Genomic DNA, 20314 nt, shown 5'->3' on the forward strand with positions numbered 1-20314 from the left:
CGCGCATCCCGAACCTCATGTGCGTTGTGGCACCGAGACAACGAGAGCGCCGAAATGGTCGCCCCGACCGGGTCGGAGCGACCATTTCTACGAACTCGAGCAGTCCGTGGCGTGCTCAGACGAGGGAGTGCCTAGTGCTCGACGGCCTCCTCGGCCCCGTACCCCGTGAGCGAGCGCACATCCATCTCGGCGGCGACGCGCGGATCCTCCTTCTTCTGCGGCACGACGGACCCGAGCCAGCCCAGCAGGAAGCCGACGGGGATCGAGACGATGCCCGGGTTGTTGAGCGGGAACCAGGCGAAGTCGATCTCCGCGCCGAGCATCGCCGTCTCGGCACCCGAGACGACCTTCGAGAAGAGAATCAGGACGATGGCCGTCGTGAGACCCCCGTACATGCTCCACAGCGCGCCGCGAGTGGTGAACTTGCGCCAGTACAGCGAGTAGAGGATCGTCGGCAGGTTCGCGCTGGCGGCAACCGCGAAGGCGAGCGCCACCAGGAACGCGATGTTCTGGCCCTGCACGCCGATGCCACCGACGATGGCGACGACGCCGAGCACGACAACCGTGTACTTGCCGACCTTCACCTCCTGCTCGGGGGTTGCCGTGCCTCGCTTCACGACGCTGTTGTAGATGTCGTGGGCGAAGGATGCGGCAGCCGTGATGGCGAGGCCGGCGACCACGGCGAGGATGGTCGCGAACGCCACGGCGGAGATGAAGCCCATCAGGATGGGCCCGCCGAGCTCGAGGGCCAGCAGCGGGGCCGCCGAGTTCACGCCTCCCGGCGCATCCTTGATGGCGGGAGCTCCGACCAGCGCCGCCGCCCCGTAGCCGAGGACCAGCGTGAACACGTAGAAGCCGCCGATGAGCCAGATGGCCCAGACCACGGACTTTCGGGCCTCCTTGGCGGTGGGCACCGTGTAGAAGCGCATCAGGACGTGCGGGAGGCCCGCCGTACCCAGGACGAGGGCGAGGCCGAGCGACACGAAGTCGATGGGGTTCTTGCCGTATTGGAGCCCCGGAGCGAGGATCGCGGCCGGGTCTTCAGCACCGTCGAGCGCCGCCTTGTCGACGGCCGCCTGCAGGAGCGCGGACAGGTCGAAGCCGTTGATGACCAGCACCCAGATCGTCATCGCCCCGGCGCCGCCGATGAGCAGGAAGGCCTTGATGATCTGCACCCAGGTCGTGCCCTTCATCCCGCCGATGAGGACGTAGATGATCATGAGCACGCCGACGACGGCGACGACGATCGCGACGCCGATGTCGTCCGTGATGCCGAGCAGGAGCGCGACGAGACCGCCGGCCCCGGCCATCTGGGCGAGGAGGTAGAAGAAGCAGACCGCGAGCGTCGTGAGGGCCGCCGCGACGCGCACGGGCCGTTGCTTGAGGCGGAACGACAGCACGTCGGCCATCGTGAACTTGCCCGTGTTGCGCATGAGCTCGGCGACCAGCAGCAGCGCCACCAGCCAGGCGACGAGGAACCCGATCGAATAGAGGAAGCCGTCATAGCCATTGACGGCGATGGCACCGACGATGCCTAGGAAGGACGCTGCGGAGAGATAGTCGCCGGAGATGGCGAATCCATTCTGCGTCCCCGAGAAAGAGCGACCGCCCGCATAGTAATCGGCGGCGGTCTTGCTGTTTCGGCTCGCCCTGATGACGATGAAGAGCGTCACCGCGACGAACGCCGCGAAGATCGCGATATTCAGGACGGGGTCGTTGTCTGCCACCGCGCTCGCCCGCGGGGCGATGAGCTGAACGCTCATGCCTGGTCCTCCTTCGTGAGCTGGACGCGCAGATCATTCGCGAGCGGGTCGAGTCTCCGGTTGGCGTAGGAGACGTACCACATGGTGATCGCGAAGGTCGTGACGAACTGGCCGATGCCCAGCAGCAGACCCACGTTGATGTTCCCGAAGACGGGCGTGGCCATGAAGTCGTGCGCGTATGCGGCGACGATGATGTAGGCGCCGTACCAGACGAGGAAGAAGATGGAGAGTGGGAAGACGAAGGAGCGCTGGCGTTTCTTCAGTTCCTTGAAATCGGCCGATTCCTCGAATTCGACATAGTCGATTCCGCCGGTCGGCGGTGGTGACGTTTCATTCTGCATGGGGCCTCCTTGCCTCAGTGCATTGCTGCGTTCGTCAGGGATGGACGTGTATTCCGGAGCGGCTGACAGCGGCATTTCTTCGCATCATTGCGAACACGAAAGCCTCATCGCCTGCGTGATAGCATCCACGCTACGCATACGACGAAGTATCGAACTACCCCCGGAAGTTGGTAGTGACGCACATGATGTTTCCAGAGGCAGCAACCGAAGCTGACGTCTTCGCTCAGGCTGTAGCGCGCCTGCGGGACTCCACGGGGTGCCCTCTCTCGTTCGGCGGTCCGACGTACCGCGACACGACGGACGTGCATACGATCTGCGGCAACCAGGGTCGCGGCCTCGTGGGGCTCAGGGTGCAGCTGGGGCGCGGTCTCGGAGGTCGGGCAATGCTCGAGCGTCGCGCCAAGGTCACCACGAACTACCGCGGCAGCAGTCGCATCACGCACGACTACGACGTGCAGGTGCTGTCCGAGCACGTCCAGAGCCTGATGGCTGTGCCGGTCATCGTCGACAAGCACGTGCGGGGTGTCCTCTATGGCGGGTTCCGGGCGGCCCCTGACTCTCAGTCGATGTCGCTCGGTCAGGCGGTCGCGCTCGGGAAGAACGTTGAAGACGAGCTGCGGCTGCGGGATGAGCTCAGGCGTCGGATGCGGGTGGGGTCCGCGAGCGTCTCGGAGCTGGGAGGCGGTGGCCTCACCGCGACGCAGCTCGAGGAGCTGAGGGGCACGTTCTCCGAGCTGCGCGAGGTGGCATCCCTCCTCGGGGATGCTGAGGTGCGGGCCCGGTTACGGGGCATCGAGGAACGCCTCGTGAGGTTCGCCGGCGACCACGGGGATCCGCGCAGCAGAGAGGCTGCCGCCACCGCAGATCTCCCTGAGGCTCCGGTCAGGCTCTCGCCGCGGGAGCTGGATGTGCTCGGTCAGATCGCGCTCGGGCTGACGAACAAGGACATCGCCAGGAAGCTGATTCTGACCGAGAGCACGGTCAAGAGCTACCTCGGGACCGCAATGACGAAGCTGGATGCGGGCTCTCGCTACCAGGCTCTTGCGAAGGCCAGGCACTTGGGCCTTCTGCCCTGAGTTGCTTGGCGATTCCTGCGCAACATTGTTGCGTCGGTGACGCCGTCAGTGGACTGTTACGCAACGTGTCAGGATGTATCGGCGCGGCGACGCGCTGTTCTCTTATTCTTGCGAGGCCCTCTAGACCCTTAGAGGATTGCCGGCGTTCGCGCGCCGCATTGAAAGGACCCTCCTCCATGTCACGTTTCACCAAGATCGCCGCAGCAGTCGGCGCGATCGCCCTCGTTGGAGGCCTCTCCGCGTGCTCCACCGGCGCCTCCGATGAGAACACCATCAGGCTCGGTGTCGTCGGCGCATCCGACCCGTACTGGGACGTCCTCGTCGAGGAAGCGGCAGCTGAGGACCTCACGGTCGAGCTCGTCGACTTCTCCGACTACAACCAGCCCAACCCCGCCACGAGCGAGGGTGAGCTCGACGTCAACGCGTTCCAGCACATCATCTACCTCGCGCAGCACAACGCCGCGAGTGGCGACGACCTCGTGCCGATCGGCTCGACGGCCATCTACCCCCTCGGCTTCTACTCGTCGCAGTACGACTCGGTCGACGCGATTCCGGACGGCGCAGAGGTCGCAGTCCCGAACGACGCTTCCAACCGCGCCCGCGGCCTCCTCGTGCTCCAGGAAGCTGGCCTCATCGAGCTCAAGGACGGCGGCTCGCCGTTCTCCACCCTCGACGATGTGCTCCCCGAGTCGCGTGTCACGGTGACCGAGCTCGAGGCATCGCTCACGGCGACCTCGCTGCCCGACCTCGCTGGCGCGGTCATCAACAACGACTTCGTCGAGAACGCTGGCCTCACCACGGAAGACGCACTCACTCGGGATGACCCGCAGAACGAGTCCGCGTTCCCGTACATCAACATCTTCGTGACGACTGCCGAGAACGCTGACAACGAGAACTACCTCAAGCTCGTCGAGATCTACCAGAACTCTGAGGGCGTCGCGGCAGCGGTCAAGGAGACGTTCGGCGAGACCGCCGTGCTCACCAAGACGCCCGTCGACGAACTGCAGACCACGCTCGACGAGCTCGTCGCAGAGATCGAAGCCCAGGGCTAGGACTCACCCCTAGCGCGCTCGCCGCCCGAGACCCGATGATGATCATCAGGCCTCGGGCGGCGATCTCGCTTGCATCAACGAATGGCGTCACGGCGCCGCTCACCAGCACCACCACACGGTTCCACCGTGAAGAAGGCGAGAGCGAACACATGGCCCTCATCACACTCACCGACGTCGTCAAGGAGTATCCGTCGCCGAAGCGGCGCGCCCCCGCCATCAGAGCGGTCGACGGCGTCTCCCTCAGCATCGAAAAGGGTGACATCTACGGGGTCATCGGCTACTCGGGTGCAGGGAAATCGACCATGGTTCGTCTCATCAACGCGCTCGAGCCGACCACGTCCGGCAGCATCCACGTGGATGGGGTCGACATCACGAAGCTGCCCGAGACGAAGCTGCGCTCTGTGCGCGCGGGAATCGGGATGATCTTCCAGCAGTTCAACCTCTTCAACTCACGCAACGTCGCCGGAAACGTGGCGTATCCGCTGCGCGTCGCCAAGACGCCGAAGGCAGAGCGCGAGAAGCGCATCGCCGAGCTGCTCGAGTTCGTCGGCCTCTCCGAGAAGGCCCGCGCCTTCCCCGACCAGCTCTCCGGCGGGCAGAAGCAGCGCGTCGGCATCGCGCGCGCCCTCGCGACGAACCCCAGCATCCTCCTCGCCGACGAATCGACGAGCGCGCTCGACCCGCAGACGACGGCAGATGTGCTGCAGCTGCTGAAGAAAGCCAACGAGGAGCTCGGGGTCACGATCATCGTCATCACACACGAGATGGACGTCGTGAAGGAGATCGCGAGCCACGTCGCCGTCATGGAGCACGGCAAGGTCGTCGAACAGGGCGAGGTGTTCGACATCTTCGCGAACCCGGAGGCACCTGCGACGCAGCGCTTCGTCTCGACGGTCGTGCAGGGCATCCCGGATGCCGAGCTGCGGGCAGACTTGAGCGCGCGCCACCCTGGCACGCTCGTGACGCTGAGCTTCCGCGACGGGCGGACCAACCAGGGTCAGGCGCTGCGCATCCTGCACGAAGCAGGCATCACCGTCGAGCTCGTGTACGGCGGAATGAACGAGATCCGCGGGAAGTCGTTCGGCGACCTGACCTTCGCACTGCAGGGTGACGCGGATGCACGACGCCGGGCCCTCGACGAGATCGGTGGCCTCGCGGTCGTCACGGAATTCGACACGATCACGCCGGGAGGTGCCGCATGAATGAGGTCATCGAACTCATCCCGAAGCTGATCGAGGCGACGGGCGACACGCTCTACATGGTGTCGCTCAGCCTCATCATCGGTGGTATCGGCGGTCTCCTCGTCGGCCTGGTGCTCTACCTGACCCGCAAGGGCAACTTGTACGAGCAGCCAGTCGTGAGCGCCGTGGTCAACGTCATCGTCAACTTCTTCCGGCCCATTCCGTTCATCATCTTCATCGCGGCCGTGCAGCCCTTCTCCCGCTTCGTCGTGGGTGTGGGCATCGGGCCAGAAGCCGCGATCGTCGCACTGTCGCTCGCAGCGACGTTCGGGATCTCGCGTCTCGTGGAGCAGAACCTGCTGACCGTCTCACCCGGTGTCGTCGAGGCGGCCCGCTCCGCGGGTGCGGGCCGTTTCCAGATCGTCTGGTCGGTCATCGTTCCGGAGGCTCTCGGACCGCTGATCCTCGGCTACACGTTCGCAGTGGTGTCGCTCGTCGACATGTCGGCGGTCGCCGGTGCCATCGGCGCGGGTGGTCTCGGTGACTTCGCGATCCAGTACGGCTACCGGCAGTTCAACCCGGCGGTCACGTGGGCAGCTGTCATCGTGATCGTCGTCATCGTGCAGGGGCTCCAGTTCCTCGGCAACTGGGCCGCGCGCAAGACGCTGCGTCGCTGATCCCGCTCGCTACGCACCATCCGGCGCGCGTCGGGGCCTCCCTGTGCGGGAGCGCGGCGCGCGTCGGCGTACGATAGCGTGCGCCCGTGGTTCGGGTCGGCCAGGCACCGGGCCGCTGACCTCGAGACCCCGGCAGAGATCTTTGGGGGTTCCGTGCATCGACGACTCGCTTCCTACGGTGTCATCGTGCGCGACGGGCAGATCCTCCTCGCGCACTGGCATGACCGTGGTCGCTCAGGCTGGACCCTGCCCGGCGGCGGAACGGACCCAGGCGAGGACCCCATCGACGGCGTCGTCCGCGAGATCTGGGAAGAGACCGGCTACCACGCCTCCATCGACCACCTCCTCGGCATCGACTCGCACATCATCGCGGGCCGTGACCGGCTCGAGCCGGGCAAGACGCCGATGCAGTCGGTCCGGATCGTCTACGAGGCGAGCATCGTGAGCGGCGAGCTGCGCAACGAACGCGGCGGCTCAACGGATGAGGCTCGCTGGTTCGACCTCGCGGAGGTGGCCGCGCTTCGCACCGTGTCGCTCGTGGATGTGGGGCTCAGGCTCCACGCGGAACGCCCCGCCAACGGGCACCTGCGTTCTCTCCGCGCCGCTCACTGAGCTCCTCCGGCGTCTCTCCGCGTCTCCTCGGTGCTACGGCCCCCGCGGAGGCCGCGTGACACGGCGACAGCGTTGACGCCGACGATCATGGCCATGCCGACCCACTCGTGCGTGACGGGCACCTGTCCGAGCACGACAACTCCGGCGAGCGCCGCGAACATAGGGTTGATGCTCATGAACACCCCGAAGAACCTCGTGGTCACCCAGCGGAGCGCGATGATGTCGATCGAGTAGGGGATGACGGAGCACAGCAGGCCGGAGAGCGCCGCGAGCAGCAGGGGCCAGCCCAGGAACTTCCCGTCGGCGATCAGCTGCACGGTGATGGGCAGCGTCAGCAGGCTCGAGACCAGCGTGGCCGTGGCAGGCGCCTGGAGGCCGGTCAGGCGGCCTCCGAGCATCCGATTGAGCAGGATGTAGCTGGCCCAGCAGCAGGCAGCGAGCAGGCCGAACGCGTAGCCGAGGAGATCGCTGGACCCGTCGGGCAGCAGCAGCACGTACACGCCGACGGCGGCGCCCGCCGCGAGCAGCAGATCCGCCCGCGTGCGCGACGAGGACAGCGCGACGGCAAGTGGGCCGAGGAACTCGAGGGTGACGGCCAGTCCCAGCCCGATGCGATCGACCGCCGCGTAGAGGGAAAGGTTCATGGTCGCCAGGACGAGTCCGAGCAGCAGCGCGGGCCACCACTGCGTCCAGGTGAAGCTCCGCAGCCGTGGCCGGGCGACCGGGAGCAGGATGGCGGCCGACACGAGTTGGCGGACGGCGATGACTCCCGCGGTGCCAAGGGAATCGAAGGCAAGTGCTCCGATTGCGGCACCGAGCTGATTGGAGAGCCCGCTGCCGGTGAGCATCGCAGACCCGGCGAGGACGCCGCGCGGCGCGGCAGCGTTCGGCATCGTCGTGTCCACGGTCCCAGTCATGCGCCAATCGTGTCCCTGGTGGGTCGCGCGCAGAAATGCATGACACGCGGGAGTTATACGCTGGGCGCATGAGTCTTGAGCTCCGCCACCTCCGCGCCCTCGCCGCGGTCGTCGACGCGGGCACCTTCACCGATGCGGCCATCGAGCTGCATTGCTCGCAGGCGGCCGTGTCGCGAGCCATCCTCGCGCTCGAGACCCAGCTCGGTGCGCAGCTCCTCTCCCGCTCCACACGCCACGTGGCACTCACACCCCTCGGTGAGCGGATCCTCGCCCGCGCACGCCGCGTCCTGCTCGAAGTGACCCTCATCGGCGACGAAGCGAATGCGGCGACCCGGGAACTCCGGGTCGGCTACGCCTGGTCGACGCTCGGCGCGCACACGAGCACCGTGCAACGCCGCTGGCGAGCCGAGCATCCTGAATCACATCTTGTCTTCCGGCAAAGCAACACGGCGACGGCCGGACTCCTGGATGGTGAAGCCGAGCTCGCCGTCCTCCGCACGGCACCCCGCGATCCCCGCATCGAGACCGTTCTCGTCGGCGAAGAGCGACGGGTCGCAGTCCTGTCGAAGGAAGACCCGCTCGCGCGCAGGCGAACCCTGGTCCTCGGCGACTTCGCCGGCAAGACCCTCGCGGTGGATGCGCGGACCGGCACCACGGTCGGCTCACTCTGGCAGGCTGACCGATCGCCCATCTTCATCCCGACCACCTCCCTCGACGAGTGGCTGACCCTGATCGCGGATGGCGATGTCTTCGGCGTGACCAGCGAGGCCACGGCCGCCCAGCACCCCCGGCCGGGGGTCGTCTACCGGCCCCTGCGCGACGCTCCGGCCATCGAAGTGCGGCTCGCCTGGTGGCGGGGCGCGAAGCCCGTGATGGCGGACGCGCTGGCACAGCTCATCACCGGCACCTACGACGAAGCCCCGCAACTCACGAGGTGAGCGCGGGGCCAGTCAGATGCAGGAGCGCGCGAACTACTTCGCGGCCGATGCGGGCGAGACCGTGGTGACGGGAGCGTCGAGCTCCTCGTCAGCGATCCACAGGTCGTCATCTGCGCGGAAGGTCTGCCAGAGGGCGTAGCCGACAGCTGCGACAGCCGCGACGCCAGCACCGATGAGCAGCCAGCCGCCGACGCCGACGCCGGAGCTGTTGTACTTCTTGTCGTACGCTTTCGACGCCTTCTTGGCGCGCGAGTTCAGCTCTTTCGAGACCTTCTTCGCGGAGCCGGCGACATCCTTGAGGTCGTGGTTCTTCGAAGCGAGGTTGCTGACCGTGCCAGCCACCGAGCCCGAGAGGCCGGCGACGACGGGGAGGACCTTGCCGTTGAAGCGGACGCTCGCGTCTTCGTACTTCTCGCGGGCCACGCTGTAGCCGCGGTCGAAGCTCGGGCGAACGTTGTTGTCGTAGCTCTTCTGCAGAGCGGGGACGAGCTCGGACTCAGCCAAGCCCTTCGCGCTCACTCCAGCGGACTGCAGGATGCCACGAGCGTGCTCGATGACAGACTGCTGCTCGCTCCACAGGTTTGTTGCGTCCTTGCGGAGACGCTTGAGTTCACGCGACTGCTTCCGTGAAAGGGCCATTGGTACCTCCGGACGTTGACAAGTAGGTAGTGCATATCTTGGCACGCTTCTGCCACACGCAACCTGAATCACCGCACGCTGTCGGCGGACAGGCAGGAGAGAAGTCGGACGGCTATGGAAAGATGACGAGCATGTCAATCGCCACTGCACTTGCAACGATCAACACGAACCACGGCCCCATCAAGGTGGAGCTGTTCGGCAACCACGCGCCGAACACGGTCAAGACCATCGTGGGTCTCGCCACGGGCGAGCTGGAATGGACCGACCCTCGTGACGGCCAGACCAAGAGCACGCCCCTCTACGACGGCGTGATCTTCCACCGCATCATCCCCAACTTCATGATCCAGGGCGGCGACCCCACGGGCACCGGAACCGGCGGCCCCGGCTTCGCGTTCGACGACGAGATCCACCCCGAGCTCAACTTCAACGAGCCCTACATCTTCGCCATGGCGAATGCCGGGAAGCAGCTCGGCCGCGGAACGAACGGATCGCAGTTCTTCATCACGACGGACCCGACGCCGTGGCTGCAGGGCAAGCACACCATCTTCGGCCGTGTCGCCGATGACGAGTCGCGCACGGTCGTGGACGCGATCGCCAAGGTCCCCACCGATGGCCGTGACAAGCCGCTCAAGGACGTCGTCATCGAGAGCGTCACCGTCGAGCAGCTCTAGGCTCCAGGTTCCTCTTCACGAATGACATCACCCGAGCTGTCGCAGCAGCGTGAAAACTTCTGCTATCGACACCCAGACCGACAGAGCTTCGTGCTCTGTCAGCGGTGCGGCCGCACCGTCTGCCCCGAGTGCCAGACGCTCGCGCCTGTCGGCGTGATCTGTCCTGAGTGCATCCGGGAGTCGAATGCGAAAGCCAAGGCCGCTCAGCGCCCTTCAGCGCGAACGCGGCTGCGACGGCTCGGGCAAGACCAGCGACCGCTCGTCACGTACGCGATCATCGGCATCTCGACCGTCCTCTGGCTCCTCCAGCAGGTGACCGGCGATCTGGTCACTGGCCTCCTCGTCTATCACGGCATCTACTCCCACGTCGGGAGTGGTGCGTTCGAACCGTGGCGCATGCTGACGTCGGCCTTCGCGCACTCGACCGTCTTCCACCTCGCGTTCAACATGCTGACGCTGTGGATCTTCGGGCGCGTCCTCGAGCAGGTGTACGGGCATCTGAGGTTCGCGGCGCTCTATATCGTCAGCGCGCTCGGGGGCTCGCTCGCGATCGCACTCGTCGCACCGAACACGACCGTCCTGGGCGCATCCGGTGCCGTCTTCGGCCTCTTCGGCGCCTACTTCGTCGTCATGCGGCAAGCGCGTATGAACACGATGTCGCTCATCGTGCTTGTGGGCATCAACGTCGTCATGGGGTTCGTCATCCCGGGCATCGCCTGGCAGGCCCACCTCGGTGGCCTTGTCACCGGCGCGCTCTGCTCGTGGCTGTTCCTGTGGGAGTCGAAGTCGGCGAAGCCGTCGCGGAAGGGGCTCTGGATAGTGGCGGCGCTCGGTGTGCTCATCGTGGTCGGCGCCACCGCGAGCGTCTCGCAGCTGCCGCTGGGTATCGCCGGGTAGTCACTCGGAACGCAAGAAGCCGCGCATCCATCGGGATGCGCGGCTTCTTGCTGTGTGGCTTCTCCGCCACAGAGAGCTGTGCACAGGAGTTATCCACAGGGTTATGCACACCTGGGGATGAATTACACAGCTGTAATTCGAGCTCCTGTGGAGAAGGAAGCGGCTAGCGCCAGTTCGTCGTCATGATGAAGCCGATGAACGCGATGCCGAACCCGACGAGGATGTTCCACGACCCGAGCTCGGCGATAGGAAACGCGCCGCTCGTCAGGTAGAAGACGATGATCCAGAGGAACCCGACGATCAGGAAGCCGAACATGAGCGGCTTGAACCAGACCGGGTTCGGGTTGCGCTCATCGCTGTCGGCGACACCAGCTGCGCGCTTCTGCCTGCGCTGCTTCTCGGTCGCCGCGAGAGCGGCCGCTGCGGCGGACGCTTCGGACGAACGGTGCTTCTTCGTACCGGCCGGAGTCTTCTTCTCCGGCTCGTCGGACTTGGAGCCGCTGGACTTCTCACGAGACATGCGGGCCATCCTATCTATGATTGCTCCTATGCCATCTGCTGAACGGCCTGGACGAGACGACGGGACCACCTCGATCGAGTCGCTCCTCGCCGACGACGACGGCTACCAGACTCGGGCCCAGCGACGTGCCCTCGAAAATGAGGCCCGCCAGCGTCAGAGCTCGAGCAGAGGTCAGCGTCCCTCATCCGGCTCCAGGCCGCGCCGCAAGCTCAGCGTCGTGGGTGTCTCCGGAGAAGTCCTCATGACGCTCGGAGTCGTCATGCTCCTCTTCGTAGGCTGGAAGTACTGGCTCAACGACCTCATCGTCGGCGAGGAGCAGAACCAAGCCGGGCAGGAGCTCAGCCAGGTGCTCGCCGAGGGTGGCGAGGAAGCCACGACCGTGACCACGACCGACCCCGCGATCGGCATCCCCATCTCCTCGGCACCGACCGTCACCAACGAGCGGTTCGCGATCCTCTACGTGCCCACCTGGGGCGCCGACTACGCCCGTCCCATCGCGCAGGGCATCGAGCAGCATGAGGTGCTCGACCACAACATCGGGCACTACCCGGATTCGCAGATGCCCGGCGAGGTCGGCAATTTCGCGATCGCGGGCCATCGCCTCGCCTACGGGGCGTCCATGCAGAAGATCCACGAACTGCAGCTCGGTGATGAGCTCGTCGTCGAGACGGCCGACGGCTGGTACACCTACTCCTACAGATCAGGTGAATACGTCGCACCGACCCAGGTGGACGTGCTGGGTTCGGTGCCCCGGTACCCCGAGCAGACGGGCACCGACCGGCTCATGATGATCATGAGCTGCAACCCGTTCTGGTCGACCGCAGAGCGCATCATCGGCTACGCGGTCTTCGACACCTTCACTCCGAGAGCCGACGGTCCGCCAGCATCGATAGCGGCCTCGGTCGCGAGCCAGGGAGGTCTCTGATGTACGGCGCCCTCTGGCGAGTGCTCCCCGGCCCCTGGCCCGTGAAGCTGCTCATCGCCCTGGTCCTCATCGCCGCGGCACTCTACGGCCTGGTCTTCTTCGCGTTCCCTTGGGTGGATGCCCTTCTCACACCCCAGAACGACGTCACCGTCGGTCTCGGCGTGCTGTCCCAGGCTCCGGCTCAGAACTGATCGAGGGCCCCTCCCGCGAAGCGGAAGGGGCCCTCGACTCTGATCAACTGTGTGCGGGGAGGTGGATCAATCCTCCGGAGGCGTCGAGGGCGCACCGCTCGGCGTGGCGTCGGGAGTCGTCGTCGTCGGTGTCGGCGCGGGCTCCGACGTGCAGTAGGTGACCTCGACCTGCGAGTGCTGGGCGACGGGTCCCGGAGGCACCGACATGTTCACGATCGGGTTGCCCTCGACCGCGAGGCAGCCCGGGTCCTGCTTCACGACCGCGAGGAGTCCCAGCTCTCGCAAGGTCGCCGTCGCCGACTCGAGCGGCTGTCCCAGGAGGTCAGGCAGCGCCACGTTGCCCGTGGAGGTCACGAGGTTGACGCTGGAGGCCGCCGCGACGCTCGAACCGCCCGCGGGGTCACTGCGCACGATCGTGCCCGCTGCGACGGTCGGGGAGTCCTCTGACGTGATCTGGCCGACGCTCAGTCCGGCACCCTGCAGGGCAACCGTCGCCTGCTCGACGGTCATGCCGTTGATGTCTGGCATGGTCACCGCCGACGGTCCCGTCGAGACCACGACCGTGATCTCCTGACCGAGTGAGACGCTGAGTCCGGACCCTGGAGTCGTGCTGATGACCTGGTTCTCGGGAACATCTTCGCTCGTCTGCGCTTCGCGTACCGGAGTCAGACCGATCTCCTCGAGCGTCGTGCGCGCTGCGTCCCACTGCTCGCCGACGACATCCGGCACATCGACACTCGTATCGGGGAGCTGACCTGCCTGCGGCAGCTGGGAGACCCAGATGCTGACGGCGACGATGACGACGACGAGGAGCGCGGCGGCGCCCCAGATCCACATCGCCGGAGGGCGACGCTGCACCTGCGGTGCGCGGTCATCGGTCTCGGAGAGCGAGTTGAACGCCGACTCTGTTGCACTCACACCGGAAGGCGCTGGGCCGAACAGCTGCGTGCGGTCGTCGTCCTCCACCTTCGTCGCGAAGGCCGGCATGATGCCCTGGGCGGCGAGGTCGAGGTCACGGCGGAACTCAGAGGCCGACTGGTAGCGGTCCTCTCGGCTCTTCGCGAGCGACCGCTTCACGACCGCGTTCATGGCCTTCGAGACCTTCGGGTTGATCTCGTTCGCGTCGATCGGGCGCTCGGTGACGTGCTGGTACGCAACGGCGACCGCTGAGTCGCCCTGGAAGGGGACCTTGCCCGTGAGCATCTCGTAGAGCACGATGCCAGCCGAGTAGAGGTCGCTTCGTCCGTCGACGTTCTCGCCCTTCGCCTGCTCTGGCGAGAAGTACGAGGCGGTGCCGAGGATGGCGGTGGTCTGTGCGATCGTGCCAGCGGTGTCGGAGATGGCACGGGCGATGCCGAAGTCCATGACCTTGACCGTGTCTTCCGGCGTGATCATGATGTTTCCCGGCTTGATGTCGCGGTGCACGACACCTGCACGGTGCGAGTACTCGAGCGCCGTGAGGATGCCCGTCATGTACTCGTGGATCTGCGTGTCCGCGAGGGGAGCGCCGGCCATGACATCGCGGAGCTGCTGCCCCTCGATGTACTCCATGACGATGTAGGGGACGACGAGCTCGTGCCCGTCGGCGCGCACGAACGTGTCCTCGCCTGCGTCGAAGACGCGCACGATCGTCGGATGCGTCATTCGCGCGGCCGCCTGCGCCTCCTGGCGGAAGCGCGAGCGGAAGTCGGGCTCACCCGAGAGCTGCGTGTTGAGGAGCTTGACGGCGACGCGTCGGCCGAGGCGCTCATCGGTCCCGAGGTAGACCTCAGCCATACCTCCACGACCAATTCGCCGGCCGATGTCGTATCGGCCCGCGAGCGTTCGTTCGCCCTGCATCACGGAAGCAAGCTCCTCTCCCCTTGGCGGTGTCCACCAAGCTCAAGCCTCGTTAGTCTGCCGATCTTATCTCGCCCGGAATGGGTGAACGGTGCCATCGGTGCTGTGAACCGCACGTTTCATGTGCATGCATGGAGTTGAGCGAATTCGTTGCCTCGCGCCACCGAGCGCGAGCGACCTTCGTCTCTTACTCTCCGGTAGGAGTGGGCTCCGTTGTGGCCGGCGTCGAAGGCTGCGGGACCGTCGCGGAACCGGTGGGTGAATCGGCACTGGTGTTCCCCGAGCCGCATGTGGCGCTGTACGAGGCCTCGACGATCGAGGATCCCTCGCTCACCGTGGCCGTGGCCGTGGTCGCGGTTCCAGGGTCGGACTGCAACTCGGCACCCGACACGTTGACGTTGTAGCTCGAGAGGCTCTGACCAGGAGGGCACTGGAACGAGGGCCAGCTGATGCTGGCCTGCGTTCCGGCCGCGTTGACGGTGACCGTGGGGGCGGTCGTCGGCGTGTTCGGCGTCGCCATGCTGTCGTAGACCGTGAGGGTCACGGTCGAACCGAGGTCGACGGTGCCGGTCGGGCTGACCGCGGTCACCGTGTTGACGTCATCCGGGTTCGTCGCCACAGGTCCGACGGCACGAGCCGGGGTCAGTCCCAGCTCGGAGATGCGAGTAGCGGCGGTGTCGTAGTCGAGGCCGATGAAGTCACCCTGCGCGATGGAGACTGTGGTCGGGGTGCTGACCGTCGGGGTCGGCTCTTCCGGTGGGGTCTCCACGGCCGTCGTCTCTGCAGTGGTCGGCGGAGGCGTCGTCGCGGCGGGCGCGTTGCTGTTCAGCAGTGCGACGGCGAACCAGGCGAGCGCAGCGGCGAAGAGCACGATGGCGCCGATGAGCACCCAGACCCACGCCGCGGGCTTCTTCCGCTCGTCGGTGGCAGGAGAGACGAGTGCATCCGGCTGTTCCTCGCCCTCGACGGGCGTGCCGCCGATGAGCGTGTCGAAGTCGTCCTTCATGACCTCGGTGGTGCCCGCGGCGGTGCCGAGCACCGTGGTGCGCGCACCCTCATCCATGACCGCCGTGCGGTCGAGCGGGGCGGTGGCGTCGCCGACCTCGTCAGCAGCGGTGAGCCCGAGGACCGCTGGCACGGCCTGCGCCGCGCGGGTCACGTTGCCGTCGCGGAGCGCACGAGCAGCCCTGGCGAACACCTCGGCGGATGCCGGGCGGTCGTCTGGCTTCTTGGCGATCGCGGCGAGGACCAGGTTGCGGACGGGCTCTGGCACCGTGACGGGCAGCGCAGGCGGCTCGTCGTTGATGTGGGCCATCGCGATCGCGACCTGCGACTCGCCGGTGAACGGACGCCGCCCGGCGAGTGCCTCATAGGCGACGATGCCGAGCGAGTAGATGTCGGTTGCGGGGTTCGCCGCGTGACCCGAAGCCTGCTCGGGCGAGAGGTACTGCACGGTGCCCATGACCTGACCGGTCGCCGTCAGGGGCACCTGGTCGGCGATGCGGGCGATGCCGAAGTCGGTGATCTTCACCCGGCGGTCGGGGGTGATGAGCAGGTTTCCGGGCTTGATGTCACGGTGCACGAGGCCGGCCTTGTGGGCGGCGTGCAGGGCGAGCGCCGTCTGCGACACGATGTCCATGACCTGGTCCGGAGGGAGCACACGCTCGCGCTCCAGCACGGTCGACAGCGCCTCCCCGGGCACGAGCTCCATGACGAGGTAGGCGGAGCCGTTCTCCTCGCCGTAGTCGTACACGTTGGCGATGCCCTCGTGGTTCACCAGAGCGGCGTGCCTCGCCTCGGCACGGAAGCGCTCGAGGAAGCCGGGGTCGCCCATGTACTCGTCTTTGAGGATCTTGATCGCCACGGTGCGACCGATCACCTGATCGGTCGCCTCCCAGACCTCGCCCATACCGCCGATGGCGATGCGCGAGCTCAGCTTGTACCGGTCTCCGAACGAAACACCTGCAGCTGGTCTCATCTGCTCAGCACCGCCTTCATCACTTGCTGCCCAATCGTCGCCGCCAGGCCGTTGCCCGTCCCAGACTGTCCCATTCCGCCACCGTCTTCGAGCACTACCGCGACCGCGATCTGCGTATCGCCTGATTCGGCGAATCCTGTGAACCACAGCGAGTACGGCTCGCCTTCGCCGTTCTCCGCGGTCCCTGTCTTCCCAGCCACGTTGATCCCGTCAATTCTTGCATTACTGGCGACGCCCGAGTTCACGCTTCCCTCCATCATCGACTGGAGTGATGCCGCAGTCTCCTCGCTGATGGCTCGCCCGAAGCTCGAGATCTCGGGCCCCTGGATCTCCTGGAACGTCGGCGTCTGGATGCTCTCCACAAGCGAAGGGTTCATGACCTCGCCGCCGTTGGCGATTGCCGCAGAGATCATTGCGAACTGGAGTGGAGTCGCCCGCACGTCGAACTGGCCGAAGCCGGTGAGCGCGAGCTGCGCGTCGTCTTCGAGTGCGGTCGGATACGTGCTGGCGCTCGCCGTCATCGGCACCTCGAACTCGTGGTTGAAGCCGAAGGCCTCAGCCATCTCGCGCACGCGCTCGGCCCCGAGGTCCATGGCGAGCTGGGCGAAGGGGACGTTGCAGGACTGCTCGAGCGCGATGCGGAGGTTGGTCGTGTCACCGCTGCCGCACTTCGCGCCGGCTGAGGGGTTGTTCACGGAGACGTTGGTGCCGGGGAGCGTGAGGGTCGCCGGGTTGGGCAGCGGCGACTCGGCGGTCGCGAGGCCGTCCTCGAGCGCCGCCGCGGCGACCACGAGCTTGAACACGGAGCCGGGCGGGTTCATGTCCCCGCCGATGGCCCGGTTCTGCAGTGGGTCGTTCGGGTCGGCGAGGAGCGCGTTGTAGGCCTCGAGCACGCTTGTCGCGTCATGGCCCGCAAGAGCCGCCGGGTCGTAGGTCGGGGTGGAGTACATCGCGAGGATCGCGCCCGTCGCCGGATTGGTCGCCACGACCGCGCCCTTGAGCTCGCCAAGTGCATCCGCTGCCGTCTGCTGCGCGACGGGGTCGATGGTGGTCTCGACGGCTGCGCCAGCAGGGTCCTGGCCGGTGAAAAGACGTTCGAGGCCCTGGAAGAACTGTGTGTCGCTGTTGCCGGAGAGTTCTGGGTTGAGTGCGCCCTCGAGCCCGGTCGAGGCACCGTCGACGGAGAAATGGCCCGTCACGGACGCGTAGAGCGGCCCGTTCTCGTAGAGACGCTGGTACTTGTACTCCGAGTCGACGGGGGTCGAGGACGCGATCGGCGTGCCGTTGACGAGGATCGGACCACGCTGGATCTCGAAGCTCTCCTCGCGGGTGCGGGTGTTGCGCGGGTCGTCCCGCAGCGTCTCGGCCTGGAAGACCTGGATGCTGGTCGACGCCACGAACAGCGACATGAACATGATCATGACGAGGACGCCGACCAGGCGGATGTTCTTGCTCATTCGTCGATCGCCTCCGTCGGCACGTTACGCACGGTGTCGCTCAGTCTCAGCAGGATGGCGACGATGATCCAGTTGGCGAGGAGGCTCGAGCCGCCGGCCGCCATGAACGGCATCGTGAGGCCCGTCAGCGGGATGACGCGCATCACGCCACCCGCGACGACGAACACCTGCAGGGCGATCGTGAACGCGAGGCCGGTCGCGAGCAGGCGGCCGAAGTCGTCGACGCCCTGCTGGCCGATGCGGAACCCGCGAGCCACGAAGATCACGAAGAGCAGCAGCACGACGAAGATGCCGGCCATGCCGAGCTCCTCGCCGATGGCCGCGATGATGAAGTCGCTGGAGGCGAGGGGGGTCGTGCCCGGGCTGCCGGAGCCGAGGCCCTTGCCGATGAGGCCGCCGGCCCCGAGACCGAAGAGGCCCGTCACGAGCTGGAAGCTGCCGCCGTCGGCGTCGTACATCTCCTGGTCGAACGGGTCGAGCCAGGCGTGCACTCGGAACTCGACGTAGCCGAGCGTGTTGGCCGCGATGAGCGCGCCGCCGATGAAGAGGCCGAGGCCGATGAGCACCCACGACAGACGCCCGGTCGAGACGAAGACCATGACGAGGAACAGGCCGAAGTAGAGCAGCGAGGTGCCGAGGTCACGCTGGAAGACGAGCACGCCCATGCAGACGGCCCAGACGACGAGGATCGGGCCGAGGTCCCGGATGCGGGGGAAGCGCATCCACAGGAACTTCTTGCCGACGACGGAGAGCGAGTCGCGGGCCGTCACGAGGTAGCCGGCGAAGAAGATCGCCAGGGCGATCTTCGCGATCTCGCCGGGCTGGAACGAGAAGCCGGCGATGCTGATCCACACGCGCGCCGCCACGTCGGTGCGCCCGAGGCCGGGGATGAGCGGCAGCAGGAGCAGCACGATGGCCACGGCCATGAACACGTACGTGTAGCGCTGCAGGACCCGGTGGTTCTTCAGGGCGATGAGCACGGCGATGGCGACGCCGACGGCCAGCATCGTCAGCACGATCTGCTGCGTCGACGGAGTCCAGAAGACGCCATCGAGGTTGGGGTTGCTGAGATCGATCCGGTAGATCATCGCGATGCCGAGGCCGTTGAGCACCGCCGCGATGGGCAGGATGAAGGGGTCGGCGCCAGGCGCACGGAAGCGCAGCACGATGTTCACGCCGAGAGTGAGCGCCCCGATGATGGCTGAGAGCGTCACGACGTTGAAGTCGAAGGTGCCGCGGACGCCCAGCTGCACGAGCAGCAGCGCGGAGAAGTTGATGATGAAGGCGAAGACCAGCAGGCCGAGCTCCATGTTGCGGAGCCCCTGGCCGGTCTTGCGGGGCGCGCCAGGCACGACGGGCGCCTGCTCGCGGGCCCCGCTCCGGAACGGGCTACTCAGGGACGGCATCTCGAAGCCGTTCCACGATCTCGTTGGCCGCCTCGCGGTCACCGGCGCTGATCGTTCTGTCGACCTGCGACTGCTGGTACTCGGGCAGTGAGGAGATCTTGATGTCGGTCGTCTCGGTCAGCTCGTGCAGCGTGATCGGCCCGATGCCCTGCTGCACGCCCTGGTAGATGGCCACATAGCCGACGTTCTCGCCGACGTAGTACTGCTGCTGCGTCCAGTTGTAGGCGAAGAGGCCCGCGCCGGCGACTGCTGCGATGAAGACGATGGACGCGGCAAGCCACGAGAACTGCCGGACGCGCTTGCGCCGCTTGTCCTCGGCGATCAGCTCCTGGAGTGCCTCGTCGCTGAAGGGCACGAACTCCTCGTCCTGCGGGCGAGGCGCGGGACGCCGCAGCGGGTGCAGGATCGACGGGATGATCTGGTTGCTGCGCTTCTGCAGGTTCGCGGAGTAGCGCAGCGGGTTCGCGGCCGAGCCGACGACACGCGTCTTCATCGGCTCGAGCGGCGCCGTGCCGATCTCCAGCAGCACGACCGTCACGTTGTCCGGCGCCCCGTTGTCGAGCGCCAGCTGCACGAGGTCATCGCTGATCTCGCGGCTCGACTCGTCCATGCGAGCCAGCGTCCGCTCGATCTGCGACTCATCGACGTAGCTGGAGAGGCCGTCGGAGCAGAGCAGCCAGCGGTCGCCCTCCTGGATGTCGAACACCTCGGTGTCGACATCGGGTCGCGTCTCGACGTCACCGAGCACACGCATGAGCACCGAGCGTCTCGGATGCGTGAGCGCCTCTTCCGGCGTGATGCGGCCAGCATCCACGAGTCGCTGCACGAACGTGTGGTCGACCGTCATCTGCACGAGGGAACCGTCGCGGAAGCGGTACACCCGCGAGTCGCCGATGTGGGCGAGCACCAGGGACTCGCCGACGAGGCTCAGGGCGCTCACCGTCGTGCCCATGCCGCGAAGCTCGCTGTGCTCCTCGACCGCCCCCGCGATGAGCGAGTTCGCATCGAGCAGCATCTCCGTCATGGCCTGCTGCGCGTCGTCGGTGCCGGCGTACTGCTCGTCGTTCTCGGCGAAGTGCTTGACGGCGATCGCGCTCGCGACGTCGCCGCCCGCATGTCCGCCCATGCCGTCAGCCACGACGAACAGGTGGGTTCCGACGAACCCGGAGTCCTGGTTGTTGCTCCTGACCTTGCCGACGTGTGACACGGCGCCGGCGCGCGCGATGACCAGCAT

General features: G+C 66.5%; 20 protein-coding genes. 10 read left to right on the plus strand and 10 right to left on the minus strand.

The annotated features are described in order from the left end of the window. Positions 1-131: 131 nt before the first annotated feature. Together C5B97_RS03665 and C5B97_RS03670 are read right to left on the minus strand one after the other, a co-directional pair. Positions 132-1763, minus strand: coding sequence for a cation acetate symporter (locus C5B97_RS03665; protein ID WP_104310795.1), 1632 nt, complete (start codon positions 1761-1763; stop codon positions 132-134). After that, positions 1760-2104 carry a DUF485 domain-containing protein gene (locus C5B97_RS03670; protein WP_104310796.1) on the minus strand — a complete coding sequence of 115 codons (345 nt, stop codon included), beginning with the start codon at positions 2102-2104 and terminating at the stop codon, positions 1760-1762. The genes C5B97_RS03665 and C5B97_RS03670 overlap by 4 nt, the downstream gene beginning before the upstream one ends. 182 nt (positions 2105-2286) lie before the next feature. Between C5B97_RS03670 and C5B97_RS03675 the strand changes: the two genes are divergently transcribed. The 5 genes from C5B97_RS03675 (at position 2287) to C5B97_RS03695 (ending at position 6702) form a co-directional block, all read left to right on the plus strand. Then, positions 2287-3180 (plus strand): LuxR C-terminal-related transcriptional regulator, encoded by an 894-nt coding sequence (locus C5B97_RS03675; protein ID WP_146080709.1) that lies wholly within the window; start codon positions 2287-2289, stop codon positions 3178-3180. 176 nt (positions 3181-3356) lie between these two features. Beyond that, on the plus strand, positions 3357-4232 hold the full coding sequence (locus tag C5B97_RS03680) for a MetQ/NlpA family ABC transporter substrate-binding protein (protein WP_104310798.1): 876 nt from the start codon (positions 3357-3359) through the stop codon (positions 4230-4232). Positions 4233-4381: 149 nt separating this feature from the next. Further along, on the plus strand, positions 4382-5434 hold the full coding sequence (locus C5B97_RS03685; RefSeq protein WP_104310959.1) for a methionine ABC transporter ATP-binding protein: 1053 nt from the start codon (positions 4382-4384) through the stop codon (positions 5432-5434). Then, entirely contained in the window at positions 5431-6090 is a 660-nt protein-coding gene (locus C5B97_RS03690) for a methionine ABC transporter permease (protein WP_104310799.1), read from the plus strand. Before C5B97_RS03685 ends, C5B97_RS03690 begins: the two co-directional genes overlap by 4 nt. A 153-nt stretch (positions 6091-6243) precedes the next feature. Continuing rightward, a complete protein-coding gene (locus tag C5B97_RS03695; protein WP_104310960.1) occupies positions 6244-6702 on the plus strand; it encodes an NUDIX hydrolase in 459 nt (152 codons plus the stop codon). Here C5B97_RS03695 and C5B97_RS03700 read toward each other — a convergent pair. Continuing rightward, positions 6696-7619, minus strand: coding sequence for a DMT family transporter (locus C5B97_RS03700; protein ID WP_104310800.1), 924 nt, complete (start codon positions 7617-7619; stop codon positions 6696-6698). The two genes, C5B97_RS03695 and C5B97_RS03700, sit on opposite strands and share 7 nt — an antisense overlap. Before the next feature lie 68 nt (positions 7620-7687). Between C5B97_RS03700 and C5B97_RS03705 the strand changes: the two genes are divergently transcribed. Next, the gene (locus C5B97_RS03705; RefSeq protein ID WP_104310801.1) at positions 7688-8557 is read left to right on the plus strand and encodes a LysR family transcriptional regulator; all 870 of its coding nucleotides are present in this window, start codon (positions 7688-7690) and stop codon (positions 8555-8557) included. Positions 8558-8590: 33 nt separating this feature from the next. Here C5B97_RS03705 and C5B97_RS03710 read toward each other — a convergent pair whose 3' ends face one another. Beyond that, positions 8591-9196: a hypothetical protein gene (locus C5B97_RS03710; protein ID WP_104254443.1), complete on the minus strand. Its 606-nt coding sequence runs from the start codon at positions 9194-9196 to the stop codon at positions 8591-8593. Between the two features lie 131 nt (positions 9197-9327). On the opposite strand from C5B97_RS03710, the gene C5B97_RS03715 reads away from it, so the two are divergent. Continuing rightward, complete coding sequence (locus tag C5B97_RS03715) at positions 9328-9867, plus strand: peptidylprolyl isomerase (protein ID WP_104310961.1); 540 nt, start codon at positions 9328-9330, stop codon at positions 9865-9867. A 153-nt stretch (positions 9868-10020) separates the two neighbouring features. Next, entirely contained in the window at positions 10021-10764 is a 744-nt protein-coding gene (locus tag C5B97_RS03720) for a rhomboid family intramembrane serine protease (RefSeq protein ID WP_258067918.1), read from the plus strand. Positions 10765-10927: 163 nt separating this feature from the next. Here the strand turns inward: C5B97_RS03720 and C5B97_RS03725 are convergent, their stop codons facing one another. After that, positions 10928-11293: a cell division protein CrgA gene (locus tag C5B97_RS03725; protein WP_308471447.1), complete on the minus strand. Its 366-nt coding sequence runs from the start codon at positions 11291-11293 to the stop codon at positions 10928-10930. A gap of 19 nt (positions 11294-11312) precedes the next feature. Between C5B97_RS03725 and C5B97_RS03730 the strand changes: the two genes are divergently transcribed. Continuing rightward, entirely contained in the window at positions 11313-12209 is an 897-nt protein-coding gene (locus C5B97_RS03730) for a class E sortase (protein ID WP_181026894.1), read from the plus strand. Then, complete coding sequence (locus C5B97_RS03735; protein ID WP_104310805.1) at positions 12209-12400, plus strand: hypothetical protein; 192 nt, start codon at positions 12209-12211, stop codon at positions 12398-12400. Before C5B97_RS03730 ends, C5B97_RS03735 begins: the two co-directional genes overlap by 1 nt. A gap of 66 nt (positions 12401-12466) precedes the next feature. Here C5B97_RS03735 and pknB read toward each other — a convergent pair whose 3' ends face one another. The 5 genes from pknB to C5B97_RS03760 all read right to left on the minus strand — a co-directional run bounded on the left by pknB (position 12467) and on the right by C5B97_RS03760 (position 20314). Then, positions 12467-14239: a Stk1 family PASTA domain-containing Ser/Thr kinase gene (gene pknB / locus C5B97_RS03740; RefSeq protein ID WP_104310806.1), complete on the minus strand. Its 1773-nt coding sequence runs from the start codon at positions 14237-14239 to the stop codon at positions 12467-12469. A 187-nt stretch (positions 14240-14426) separates the two neighbouring features. Further along, entirely contained in the window at positions 14427-16217 is a 1791-nt protein-coding gene (locus C5B97_RS03745; protein WP_104310807.1) for a protein kinase, read from the minus strand. Next, positions 16214-17674, minus strand: coding sequence for a penicillin-binding protein 2 (locus C5B97_RS03750; protein WP_104310808.1), 1461 nt, complete (start codon positions 17672-17674; stop codon positions 16214-16216). The genes C5B97_RS03745 and C5B97_RS03750 overlap by 4 nt, the downstream gene beginning before the upstream one ends. Then, a complete protein-coding gene (locus C5B97_RS03755; RefSeq protein WP_104310809.1) occupies positions 17671-19080 on the minus strand; it encodes an FtsW/RodA/SpoVE family cell cycle protein in 1410 nt (469 codons plus the stop codon). The genes C5B97_RS03750 and C5B97_RS03755 overlap by 4 nt, the downstream gene beginning before the upstream one ends. Beyond that, positions 19064-20314 carry a Stp1/IreP family PP2C-type Ser/Thr phosphatase gene (locus tag C5B97_RS03760; protein ID WP_181026895.1) on the minus strand — a complete coding sequence of 417 codons (1251 nt, stop codon included), beginning with the start codon at positions 20312-20314 and terminating at the stop codon, positions 19064-19066. The genes C5B97_RS03755 and C5B97_RS03760 overlap by 17 nt, the downstream gene beginning before the upstream one ends.

The organism is Pseudoclavibacter sp. RFBB5, assembly GCF_002931555.1.
GTDB lineage: Bacteria > Actinomycetota > Actinomycetes > Actinomycetales > Microbacteriaceae > Pseudoclavibacter.

What these genes read in the sequence shown, in the direction of transcription:
- C5B97_RS03665 (WP_104310795.1), bottom strand. Translation starts at nt 1,763, where the DNA reads ATGAGCGTTCAGCTCATCGCCCCGCGGGCGAGCGCGGTGGCAGACAAC.
- C5B97_RS03670 (WP_104310796.1), bottom strand. Translation starts at nt 2,104, where the DNA reads ATGCAGAATGAAACGTCACCACCGCCGACCGGCGGAATCGACTATGTC.
- C5B97_RS03675 (WP_146080709.1), top strand. Translation starts at nt 2,287, where the DNA reads ATGATGTTTCCAGAGGCAGCAACCGAAGCTGACGTCTTCGCTCAGGCT.
- C5B97_RS03680 (WP_104310798.1), top strand. Translation starts at nt 3,357, where the DNA reads ATGTCACGTTTCACCAAGATCGCCGCAGCAGTCGGCGCGATCGCCCTC.
- C5B97_RS03685 (WP_104310959.1), top strand. Translation starts at nt 4,382, where the DNA reads ATGGCCCTCATCACACTCACCGACGTCGTCAAGGAGTATCCGTCGCCG.
- C5B97_RS03690 (WP_104310799.1), top strand. Translation starts at nt 5,431, where the DNA reads ATGAATGAGGTCATCGAACTCATCCCGAAGCTGATCGAGGCGACGGGC.
- C5B97_RS03700 (WP_104310800.1), bottom strand. Translation starts at nt 7,619, where the DNA reads ATGACTGGGACCGTGGACACGACGATGCCGAACGCTGCCGCGCCGCGC.
- C5B97_RS03705 (WP_104310801.1), top strand. Translation starts at nt 7,688, where the DNA reads ATGAGTCTTGAGCTCCGCCACCTCCGCGCCCTCGCCGCGGTCGTCGAC.
- C5B97_RS03710 (WP_104254443.1), bottom strand. Translation starts at nt 9,196, where the DNA reads ATGGCCCTTTCACGGAAGCAGTCGCGTGAACTCAAGCGTCTCCGCAAG.
- C5B97_RS03715 (WP_104310961.1), top strand. Translation starts at nt 9,328, where the DNA reads ATGTCAATCGCCACTGCACTTGCAACGATCAACACGAACCACGGCCCC.
- C5B97_RS03725 (WP_308471447.1), bottom strand. Translation starts at nt 11,293, where the DNA reads ATGGCCCGCATGTCTCGTGAGAAGTCCAGCGGCTCCAAGTCCGACGAG.
- C5B97_RS03730 (WP_181026894.1), top strand. Translation starts at nt 11,313, where the DNA reads ATGCCATCTGCTGAACGGCCTGGACGAGACGACGGGACCACCTCGATC.
- C5B97_RS03735 (WP_104310805.1), top strand. Translation starts at nt 12,209, where the DNA reads ATGTACGGCGCCCTCTGGCGAGTGCTCCCCGGCCCCTGGCCCGTGAAG.
- pknB (WP_104310806.1), bottom strand. Translation starts at nt 14,239, where the DNA reads ATGCAGGGCGAACGAACGCTCGCGGGCCGATACGACATCGGCCGGCGA.
- C5B97_RS03745 (WP_104310807.1), bottom strand. Translation starts at nt 16,217, where the DNA reads ATGAGACCAGCTGCAGGTGTTTCGTTCGGAGACCGGTACAAGCTGAGC.
- C5B97_RS03750 (WP_104310808.1), bottom strand. Translation starts at nt 17,674, where the DNA reads ATGAGCAAGAACATCCGCCTGGTCGGCGTCCTCGTCATGATCATGTTC.
- C5B97_RS03755 (WP_104310809.1), bottom strand. Translation starts at nt 19,080, where the DNA reads ATGCCGTCCCTGAGTAGCCCGTTCCGGAGCGGGGCCCGCGAGCAGGCG.
- C5B97_RS03760 (WP_181026895.1), bottom strand. Translation starts at nt 20,314, where the DNA reads ATGCTGGTCATCGCGCGCGCCGGCGCCGTGTCACACGTCGGCAAGGTC.